The 11283-nt window shown below is 42.1% G+C and carries 8 protein-coding genes; 2 read left to right on the plus strand and 6 right to left on the minus strand.

The window, feature by feature from the left end:
- Window positions 1-8: 8 nt before the first annotated feature.
- The 4 genes from traD to mobI are packed head-to-tail and all read right to left on the minus strand — an operon-like array spanning window position 9 to window position 5920.
- The gene (traD, locus tag R7Z50_RS15030) at window positions 9-1880 is read right to left on the minus strand and encodes a conjugative transfer system coupling protein TraD (RefSeq protein WP_072161358.1); all 1872 of its coding nucleotides are present in this window, start codon (window positions 1878-1880) and stop codon (window positions 9-11) included.
- A 9-nt stretch (window positions 1881-1889) separates the two neighbouring features.
- On the minus strand, window positions 1890-4703 hold the full coding sequence (mobH, locus tag R7Z50_RS15035; RefSeq protein ID WP_053409740.1) for a MobH family relaxase: 2814 nt from the start codon (window positions 4701-4703) through the stop codon (window positions 1890-1892).
- A 15-nt stretch (window positions 4704-4718) separates the two neighbouring features.
- Window positions 4719-5426: a hypothetical protein gene (locus R7Z50_RS15040; RefSeq protein ID WP_053409739.1), complete on the minus strand. Its 708-nt coding sequence runs from the start codon at window positions 5424-5426 to the stop codon at window positions 4719-4721.
- Window positions 5426-5920 (minus strand): conjugative transfer protein MobI(A/C), encoded by a 495-nt coding sequence (mobI, locus tag R7Z50_RS15045; protein ID WP_053409738.1) that lies wholly within the window; start codon window positions 5918-5920, stop codon window positions 5426-5428. Before mobI ends, R7Z50_RS15040 begins: the two co-directional genes overlap by 1 nt.
- 1067 nt (window positions 5921-6987) lie before the next feature.
- Here mobI and R7Z50_RS15050 point away from each other — a divergent pair.
- Together R7Z50_RS15050 and R7Z50_RS15055 are read left to right on the plus strand one after the other, a co-directional pair.
- On the plus strand, window positions 6988-8070 hold the full coding sequence (locus R7Z50_RS15050) for a PRTRC system protein D (RefSeq protein WP_053409737.1): 1083 nt from the start codon (window positions 6988-6990) through the stop codon (window positions 8068-8070).
- A 12-nt stretch (window positions 8071-8082) separates the two neighbouring features.
- Window positions 8083-8469, plus strand: a complete 387-nt coding sequence (locus R7Z50_RS15055; RefSeq protein ID WP_053409736.1) for a hypothetical protein — start codon at window positions 8083-8085, stop codon at window positions 8467-8469.
- 112 nt (window positions 8470-8581) lie between these two features.
- On the opposite strand, the gene R7Z50_RS15060 is transcribed toward R7Z50_RS15055, so the two are convergent.
- Window positions 8582-9835, minus strand: a complete 1254-nt coding sequence (locus R7Z50_RS15060) for a ParB/RepB/Spo0J family partition protein (RefSeq protein WP_053409735.1) — start codon at window positions 9833-9835, stop codon at window positions 8582-8584.
- Window positions 9836-9837: 2 nt separating this feature from the next.
- The gene (locus R7Z50_RS15065; protein ID WP_053409734.1) at window positions 9838-10770 is read right to left on the minus strand and encodes a ParA family protein; all 933 of its coding nucleotides are present in this window, start codon (window positions 10768-10770) and stop codon (window positions 9838-9840) included.
- Window positions 10771-11283: the final 513 nt, after the last annotated feature.

Raw genomic sequence — 11283 nt, forward strand, 5'->3', positions numbered from 1 at the left:
TTTAGTCCTTACGCAGCCTTGAGGAACGGAATACGCCCCTTCACCTTACGGCCATCAGATAAACGTGCGATGTATTGGAGGTTTGGTAAGTCACCTAGCAAAGTTGCAGGGAAAACCTTCTCGCGGGATTGACTGAGCTGCTCCTTCAACCCACCAGAGAATTCACCTAGTGCACCTGTAGTCGATGTACCAGAGTTCAAAGAGAACCCAACTTCACGGATGCTGGCTTCACCAAAGTTCTCTGTCGCATATTCTTGTGTGATGTTGTCGTTCACACGTAGACAGAACAGGTTTGAGGCTAGACCAAGGATACGACGAGCCTGTGCCTCATTGGTTTTAGCAATATAATCGGGCAAAGTTTGGCTACTCACATACAACTCAAATTGCGCGCCCCTAGCGACAGCTAACATATTGATTAGTGGGTCATTTATACATGCGTGGGCTTCATCTACGAACAAGCTAACGCGACGTCCTTTACCTTCTTCATAGTTGTATCGACGTGCACTTGCCGCACAAACATCAGCAAGAATTAACTTACCAATTGCACTTGCTACCATTGAGTCAGACAAGCTATCCAGCGCAACATACAAAACACCACCAGTTCGAACGAGTTTATCCGTGTCAACGATAGGTCGTTCATCATCGGTTTCATCCATACGTAGAGTTGGAGATAACAATTCATCAAGTGGTTTAGATGTCAGCTGAGCAAACAATGGTGCTGTCGAACCTAACATTTTCGTCATGTGTTCTTGAGGGTGTGACACCATCTCAACAATACCGTTGACCGCAGGGTTTGGATGATCAGCTTGTAGATTTTGCGTGTAGTAAAAACACATTCCAGCGATCAAGCTGCCCTGTCCCATTTTCTCGATGTCTTTACCCATAGTGGTAACCCAATCAGGCCCCAATACTTCGCAGAACAATTTATCAAGGCATCGTTTGGCTAGTTGGAACTTGCCGCTCATTAGGTAATAGGCAATATTCGTAAGTTGCGGTTTCTCGCCAACGTATAACTGAGCTTCAATAACCTGATAAATACATTTCCATGCGAATTGAACATATGGGTCAGATTCCGCTTCGCCCGGAAGCAACGAAGACAAGCGAGACGCGAGTTCAGTGGTACGAACATACGAAGTTAACGGGTCAATCCTACAGCTCTTACTTGGGTGCGAAGGGTGGAAGAAATAGAACTTATCTTCCATACCAAGAGCTTTACATTCACGCTGAATTGTTTTTCGCCAATCCGCATCGTTTTTTGGGTCAATAATGATTATTACGTTCCCACGATGAAGCGCACCACTTGATAACATGTTTAACAGCGTTGTTTTTCCGGTACCCGGATTTCCAAAAATTACTGAGTGAGCATGGAATACGCTTTCATCAGCTGTAACTTCCTTTTCCTCACCAAGACCATGTATCCAAGGACGACCACCTAGCTTACGTGTTGTTTTTTCGTACTTCTTACTGAATGGACGAAGCACCAACGGCAGCTTTATCTCTAGATAGTCCGTAGACATAGACATAACTTGATAAGCACGCTGGGCATGTTCTGGCCCCCAAGGAAAGCCACGACCAAGAAACGCGGTATCCTTCTTCTTGAGATTTTTCTCTCGAAACTCCAGTGCACTGATTACGTAAAAATAATTAACAAACAACTTGAACTGGCGCTTTAACAAGGGCAGGCCTTGTTTAACGCGAATTCCAGATTGAATCATCATGTACCCAAAGAGGATTACATGAATAGGTACAGAAGTGTCTAAGGCTAGCCCCCCTGTAAACAGAGTTATAAAGCCACCAAAAAACCATATCTGCGCCTGTTTAAGTTCGAATACTGGACGGAACATGTTTTCCATCCAGAATTGTTTACCTCTATCTATCATTGAACCTCACTACCCAATTAGTTCTTTTCTAATCAAGAGATGCTTCTTACGCCCTGAATCGGTTTCTAAGTCAGTCACTCCATCTGCCATCAAAGTCAGTTCCTTAGATAACCCATTTCGACTTGCCCCAGGGCGTACATCTTGAATAAATGATTTGATAGCGCCTTGGGCGTAAATCCCCCAATGACGGCCATCTTTTGTTTTCTGCATGAATTCACATCCAGCTTCTGATTTCGCATTTAGGTACGTCATAAGCATGGTGATTTCGTCTTCCTCTCCAACGGCTTGACCTCCTGTTATTTCAGGGGTTGGAACAGGCTGTTTAGCGTTGTTGTTACCTTTAGGTTCTTTTGGACTTAAGGCATCACTTTTTGGATTAGTTACTTTGACGGTTTGGCTTTGTTCCTCAGCGGAATAGTCAATGTTCGTGATAGTTATCCCGAGCTCTGAACAAATTTGCTGGCTAACTGGTTTAATGAGAGAAAAAACCATTGCCTTATGGCGACCAAATGTTTTTCGCTGAACAAGTAGGTTTGGTTTCAGCTTGTCGTAATCGAGTAAACGCTCATTCTTCAAGATCGATGAAATTGGACCAGCCTCAACATCGAGCACTTTTGTCATCATTTGTGTATCGATGTGCAACTGGCCATCGGTCAGGAAGATTCCCTTACCTGCTTCAACAGTCAAATCGCCATTTGCCATTGCATTTGCCAAATCAATTAGGAACGAATCAGCTTGAGAACGACCGTGTTTTTTCTGCCCCAACCAACCTTTCGGCTGTGCAGCTTGTGGTCGTTCTTTCTTAAATGCTTCTTTCCGCTTAAGAAGAGTTCCCATAGGCACAACACCGTCAGTTTTTTGTGCTTGTGGTTTTCTAGATTTGATTTGTGAGGCTTCTTGACTTACAGATTCAGTAGGTTCTTTATTTGCAGCAGTCTCCATCTCAGGATTATGTGAAAGCTGTGTTGCATTCTCCGTTGAAGGTTTATGCACTACTTCCTGTTCCTCAAGCAGATATGCTGGCACATCCATATCACCACCAGCCTGCGACTGGAATTCACCGTCGTATTCATCGGCCATCAAGAACGCTGGCACTTCCATATTTGCGTCATTGCCGGTATCAACAGTTTTATGAGTAGACACCTGCTTTTGCGTTTCTTCGATTGGCTTCTGTTTGTTTGGTTTATCTTGTTGTGCTGGAGCCCCCTGATTGGCAAACACTAAACCTTTGTTACTATCAGTTGCTTTAGGTGGAGTTGATGCCTGAGTAGAACTATCTTTTTTATCGACTGTTTTTTTAGCCGCCGGTTTCTTGCGTGGCTTCTTAGGTTTACTTTCTTCGGCTTTATTTGAGGCATTGGAATCCACTGACCCAACATTTGTTTCAGATTCTGCCTTAGTAGTATTTTTCAGATTCTTACGCTGCTTTGTCGCTTCACGGCTAGACTGTGATTCCGATGCTCCAGTGTTTTTTTCATCAGCATCATGCTCTGGATCGATCTCAACAACAGAACCATCTTTTCTATACTCAAGTGACTTGCCATCGTTATTTAGACGCAAGACTCCAGGTACCGATCTAGGAACGGGCATGGTTTCGTATAGCAGCCCCGGCCAAGCAAGTTGAATGACACGCTCTGCTCCAGTCACATCTTCCATTTCTGGTGTAAACATGCTGTATGTAACGCTTTCATCCATCCGATTAACCAAATTACGCTCTTCCAAAATCTCCAGAATTCGCGTTGGGTTTACAGGAACATCTACCTTGTCTTCTTGTAGTTGCTGCACAATCAGTTGAATTGACTTAGGCCACGCTAGATAAACTTCCTCACCAATAATCCATATATGACCTTTGGGTTTATTTACATCCCAACTATCACGAAGCCGGCGCATTGCTTTAACAATTGCGCTTTCCAATGGGTAGCGACGCTTACCAATCATTTCATGCCACTGAGTTCGAATGTCTTTTTCAGTACTAGCGCTGTCAGCTTCACGGATGCACGTCTGCAGATAGCCATCACTTCCACCGTAATGTGCAAGAGCATGGTTGATTGCTATAGGAAGTTCATCAGAATTGTCCATTAGAAAGAACTTGGCTTCTGGAGTGAGAATCCATTCCAAAACTTGGACACTTAGGTTTTCGTGTTTTTTATGGCGATGCTCTGGCTTCCACGTAACACGGTATCGAGATACTTTGTTTTCGTGAGCCCAAGAAATTAGGTCAGAAAGGTATGGGTTCCAGTCTTCACCGGTATCAACATCATATACGCGCATGTCGTATAGAATTTTCCCTGCATCGTGTAGCAACCCACAAATCCACGCTGCGTATTGCCAACGTGGTTTTCTAGCTTGCTCTTCATCTAAATGACCAATTGCTGGCAACACTTGTTGCTGTGAACGGCGCAAACTGTTGAGTGCAACCTCTAAACTGTGACGAGCCAAACCACCAACATCACTATGATGGTGGTTTTCAGATGCAGGAAGTAAATGGACATATCGAATGTAGTTGGTAACAACCTGACGAAAAAGTGTATCGAAGTTAAGCTGATACTCTTTCTTCTTTTTGTCACCTTTTGAATTCCCCTTATCCTCTTCTGGGTCAGGCAAGCCAGAATCACGATGCATCAATCGTAATATCTCTGTTTGAGAAGCAAGTATTTTTTCCAATGAGATAACTGGAATACCTTTTGTTTCTGGCGGGTATCGAATCAGATCTTCAATAGACAGTTCTGGTGCAGGCATAACTACACTACCAGTATCAGGAGCCACCCTTTCGGCAGCTCCTGATAACATTTTGTGTACCGCACCTCTTAAGCGGCTAAGCATGAAGGACTCCAATCACTACGCTGCTGTTGCAGCGGCTTCCTGCTCACCAGTTTCATTCTCTTGGTGCTCTGGAGCTTCTTCGTTTTTGATTAGAGCCTGCATTAGCTCGTTGTATGCATCAGGATTGTATAAACCACCCTTACGATTACGTGATGCATTGGTAACGTAGTAGATACGATTGACCATTGTACGAATAGTATTGATGGCTTGGCCTTGAGCGTTCTGCAGGTGAACGTCTTCCAATTGGCCAGATAACCATAGGAACTCTATCTCCCCCATAACGTTATCAATCATCTCTACCAGACCAATCAGTTTCCAAAAAATTGGGTGAGTGATCTCAACGACGTACTTGTAGTTTTCAGGAACCTTTGGACGAGGCACATTAGTCACAATACCTTCGCTATATTTTTCCTGCTGTACAGATAATGCGTTAGCACGCTCAGATGCATTGGCGATTACACTTTCAAACCACGTATCCAATCGCTCACGTACAACTGTGTCATTCGCTGTGAACTGGATAAGGCCTGCTACTCGTTGGAATGCGCCAGCTGCTGCTCCACCATTACGTGACATATAATCCAGCATTGCATTTGATTGCACTTGCAAAGTGTAAGGAACTGACTTGCGTGTTTGTACAAACTCATTGCGTCTTTGTTGTGGTCTGCGCGCAGATGGACGATTGCTTTGTTCCGTTCCATTTTGTTGTGAATTTTGTTCTGCCATTATTCTTGTTCCTCAGAGTTCAGTGTTTCTGTTTCGGTTTTATCCATTTTTGAAAGGAGACGACTTAGATAAGCCTGAGCTCCATGCACATGTTCAATTGCATAACGTAAAGGGCGAAGTTTGTTTTCAGCTTCTTCAATCATCTCAAGTTCCCAAGGTTGTGCCTTTTTAGCGAACTGGGACATTTGATATACCGGACCCTTTCTAGGAGCTACTCGCTCACCCCACGATTTCTTTCTTCCCCCATAACGACCAGGCCCGTAAAAAACCCACTCGATATATGTCTTACCCGTTCGAACGGTAATGCGAGGACCATAATTCCCTCGAAGATAACCTTCTGGAGCCCCTTCTTTCCGCTCACGCTCTTGGAGTTTCATATTCATCATTCTGAATTCAATCCAATAGCCATCAACAACCGTGGTTGCCTCTTCAATGAGCTTTTCTAAGGTGGTTCTAATTTCTGCCCTAGCAGTTTCGATTGACTGTCTTGGCATACGCCCCCTCAAACCTCTTTTTATTTTTCAATCTCTACACCTATTTGCTCGGTGCCGTGTTTGAATATTCCGGCAACGGGTGAAGGAATGGCCTCCACGTTCAGTTCGGTGCCGGGTTTGCATTTCCTTGATGAATTCGTAAAAAACGAAGAGGAAAGTGCAAGCAAGCCCTGCAATAGTTCGGTGCCGAGTTAGTTGGATTTCGGCAATGTTAGAGATACGTCTCTTTTGCAGTTCGGTGCCGGGTTTAATGCTCATTAAACTTCGTTGTTTTTTGACAAATCCAGGCACTGAAAATTAACGACTAATATCCGGCACTAGTTCGGTGCCGACATTGCTGGTTTCCTGCATAAGTTAGGTTTAACTCAACACTCTAGTTCGGTGCCGAGTTAGTCCAGACCGATTTTAAAACCACCGACTATCTCAATTTCAACAAATTTTGTTTTATTGAATACCCGCACCGAGTTCGGTGCCGACTTTTATGCAAATCGGCAAGTTATGAACAAATGCAACCATTCAGTTCGGCGCCGACTTTAATCAAAATATTGAAGAATTTATGACTGGAGATTTTGAAGGAGTTTTCTTGCAACCGTGGTGATTATCTAGCCTTATTTACACCACTTTAATTGGTCATTTGGGTTCGTTTTTCTATGGCTAAGTTCTAAATGGGACGCTCATAGGTATCAATTACGTCGATATTTTCTGATATTGGCTTACCTAACATCAGCGTCAGCACTACTAACCATAGTAAAACGCTTGATTTGCTCGTTTTTTACTCGCTTCTAGCCCAATTCTTTTTAATCAGTCAAAAATCTCAATGGTGACGGGTGTTCCATGTGACCTCTTAGAAGTCATGTAGGACACTTGCTTGTATTTGGAAATACTTTGGATTCTACTCAAGAAGTCTTGTGTAACTTCATGGAAGTCACAACGAACACTTTAATGATTTTATTGCAATTTCAATATGTAGCGTTTATATTTCAGAAGTCCCACGCGACTGCTATAAGGTCGCAGAGGACACCACCCAATTTTTGAATGATGGTTGAAACCATTTACTGGAGTAAAATATGACTGATCCAATCGTTAGATCTGTTGAAATTGGCTACGGCACGTCATCTACAGTGACTGGAGTAACAAAAGAAGGCTTTGTTATTCGTACTTACCCATCCGTACCAGTACCTGTTAAGTACAGTAAGCAGAATTTAGGCAGTGACATCCTTAGTTCACGTAAAACCGTTGTGGTACCAGTAGGTAAAAATAAGTATGAAGTCGGTGAAGATGTTCACGCTTCTTCTGACCCGCGATCTTCTCGCGTGTTAAACACTGAGGGATATATTGATTCTGAGCGATACAAAGCATTATTACTTGGCGCTCTAAAAATGATTCCTGATGAACAAGTAGATTTGCTTGTTTGTGGCCTACCAGTTTCGGTTATGCCTCGCCGTGAAGAACTAAAACAAATGGTAGAAGGAAAGCATGATCTTGGCGATGGCCGTGAGATTACTATTAAGTCAGCTTGGGTTATTGCACAGCCACTAGGTGGTTTATTAGCTTATGCGCGTGAAGGTGGTCAAGGTCGCTTTAATGAAATGAAGAATGAGAACCTGCTTGTAGTTGACCCAGGATACCTAACTGTCGACTGGCTTGTTACTCGTGGTCTAATTGCCAATGAAAACCGTTCTGGCGATTATGAAGCTGGCATGTCACGTGTATTGGCAACCGTAGCAGATGCTGCATTAGAGGTGTTCAAAGAGCATCCGTCATTTACACGTATCAACGACATCAATGTTGAGCTATTAGATCAAGCGTTTGTAACTGGTAAATTAAAATTGTTTGGTCGTACTATGGATTTCCCAGTTCATCAAGGATGCGATAAAACACCGCAATTTGATTTCACAGATGCTATCAATTCAGTTGCGGAAGAAGCAATCTCAACTGTAGTAAACAAGGTTGGTGACGCTCAAGATTTGGACCGCATCATTATCGTAGGTGGCCCGGCTGCGCTTTACAAACCAGCTTTACAGAAAGCATTTCCAAACCATGATATTCAAATTCTTCAAGATAGCTTGCGTGCAAACGTAATTGGTTTCCAAGAAGGTGGCATGCAACGAATGAATGCAATGGTGAGAAAAGGTCTTTTCAAGAAGTAATAGGAGCATGTTATGAGTAAGCCTCAACAGCTTCAAAACGACGTAGAGTTTGTAAGATGTAATCTACGTGTACTTCAAGACATCCACCCTGACCTTTTTGACCATCTTTCACGAATCAATGAAAAGGGCCGAGCGGAAGAAATTCGTTACCTAATGAGACTCGGCTTAATGGTAAAGAATGGACAGCTAGGAGGATTGCCTGCAGTAGCATCACCAGTTCATCACGTAGTTGCTCAAGATATTCCAAGTAGCGCACCTACATCGGAAACAGTAACGAGTAGTGGCACATCTGCTGACAGTCAATCAAGTTCGAATGTTACCAAGCCAGCAGATTCGAATACTGTCTCCCTAGATGAAAGTGATCTTGATTTTGGCGATGATTTGCTAGGGCTAGACTAATCAAATATCCAAAACCACTCTACTGGCCAGTAGGGTGGTTTTTTGTTTTTTCATTAGTATTTTCTTTACATTCTAATATAAAAAAAAGGTCACTTGGTGACCTTTATAATTCCTAATCTTCTTGTTTCATCTCTTCAAGAGCTTTTATCGTGGCATCGAGACATTGGTTTACTTGTGCCCTATCCTCCCAGTTAACCTCTTCCCAGTTGATACCTTCAATCTCCATTTTAGTTATGTCGCTTGTGAGAAGCGTTTTAACTACATTGGTATTCTTGATTCTTGGCGGGACATAATATTTGGCTTTACGACCTCTTCGAATCTCATTTTGTGGTTCTTTACCAGCTTGGGAATCGTCATTCTCGTTGTTTTGGTCATTGCCATCTAAGCCCAAATCAGAATCATTTGGTGACTCCAGCTCTTCGTCTTCATTAACTGCTTTCAAATATTCAGGAACTGACATGGAGTTATTTAAGAACATCTCTGCTAGGTTCATCTTAACAGCTAGTTCTTCATCTTCCGTTCCATCTGGTAATTTGAGAGCTTCTTCAAGTTCCCGGATGGTCATAAAGTCAATGCCATCACGAACGGCATCATAGATGAACGGGAATTTGTTTAGCAGCAGATACCGGTAGAAGGACGCATTTTTCAAACCCATCAACTTCATGGTTTCGACAGCAGTCAGTTCTTTGGATTCGTCATCTTTGATTTCATCATATGCCATTTTAAAAGCATATATTTTTTCATGGAGGGCTAAATCACTTCTAGAGTTATTCTCAGCAAACTGTCTTAACTTAGGAGATTTTGGTTTCTGTCTGTGTACCTGGAACGGCCATACACCATCCCATCCAGTTAGATATACAACTGAATAAAAACGTCTATGTCCAAACACAATTCTGTAATCAGTACCTCCGACACGGTACACCTCTATTGGCTGGTAAATTCCACCACCCTCACGGATCTGTTCAGCTAGTAGAACTATTTCATCAATCTGAGTTTGAATGTGTTTGTATAACGGATGGTTTTTAGGGGTCTTATTAACTATGGTTCCTTTATCAATAATCACATAAGGCTTACCGACATTTTCTTCCTGAGCCAGAAACATAGCCTCAGCTGTTGGCCTGATAACAGGAAAGTCACGAGCATTCTGAGGGTCAGGACTGACAGAAGCGATAGCTAAATCATCACGGATACAATCTTTAGCACCTGTATTGATTGCTGGTTCCCAAGGTTGTTGAGACTCTTGATTTCCATTGTCTTGCTGTTCCTGTTGCTCACGTACTTTAGAACGAGCTTGCTCCATTTTATCGAGGCCAGATGAACGTCGATTACGTCCTCTTACAGTAACTTTGTTTTTACTTTCGGCCATAATTAAACACCAATTCTTTCACTTACAAATTTGTATAACTTAGTCATTTCTTCCGTAGCTTTAACATCTTTCTTTAATGAGAAAACTTCTTCTAAGTTATCTGGCTTACGTCTAGGTTTGAAAATTACTCGATTCACTAAAAAGAAGTCATCCGGTACAAGATTACTAGTATTTAGTACCGGTTCGTATCGACTCACATTCTCAATGAGGTTTGTGAATTGTTCTAACTCACTATTAGTCAAACTACTAGAACGAACGAGGTTCGGAATAACACCAACAACGTTTATTGGTTCGTCAGTGGATTCATTGTTGATTCGAATTGTTTCAAGTAGATTCGGTACAGCCTCTACAGAATCATATTCCAGCTGTGTCGGAATGATCACGTGTGAACACTTTGTCATAAAGCCTTCAGTAATCGCTGTCTTACTTGGTGGTGAATCAAAGATAATAATATCAACTTCATCCAAGTCACCTTCTACTTCAAGGTATGTTTCTGTCAATTCAGAGATCAGTGGAATGTATGCATCTCTATCAGAGAAAACGTCATTCAGCCTATCTACACGCCCCTCAGATGGAAGAACTTTCAAGTTAGGTACATCTTTAACTGGGTAGTATACAAATTGACGATCGAAGAGTATGTCTGAACTCGTTGAGTAACCATTCCACGTGCCGTTATCTGGGTCGCCATCTACGTAGTCTGGATGTAGTGGCGGTAATAGATATGGCAACCCACTTCTATATTGCATCTCTAAGAATGTTTTACTGGAGTTTTGTTGGCTATCAAGGTCAACTAAGACAACGCGATACTTCTTACCTTTCTTATCTACTCCGCCGGTTGCAAATAAGTATGCTAACCAACTCGCAATAAAAGTCTTACCCACACCACCCTTATGGTTGTAGCAAATAAGCGAAATGGGCTTTCTAGATTTAGCCATAAACACCAGTTCCTCTTGAATAATCTAAGCTTTTAGTGATATTACGCCACCAGTTAGGCCTTATCAATAAATCTATGCCATAATACCCCAGCAACATCATGTTTTTTATATCCTGACTGAAAAGTAGTACATTTTTCGGTTCGATTTGCCGTTTATATTTACTTTACCTGATTGTTGTTGTTTATAATTTGAGCAAGCCTTGTAACTATAGATCGTTAATTTTTTAAAAATTAAAATAGCAACTAACCTATTGATAGATTTAGATAAAAAGGTCTTTTTTGCTAAAGTCTCCCACGTGGGAGACATTTCGCTCTAAAGCGAGCATGGCAGTAGTGCTCAGAGTTAATTTTTTAAAAATTAATTTCTCACTTAACCTATTGATAGATATAGGTAAATAGCGCGTTTTGCCAAAGTCTCCCACGTGGGAGACATTTCACTCTAAAGCGAGCATGGCAGTAGTGCTCAGAGTTAATTTTTTAAAAATTAATTTCTCACTTAACCTATTGATAGATA

The sequence above is a fragment of the Vibrio sp. 1249-1 genome, assembly GCF_033340495.1.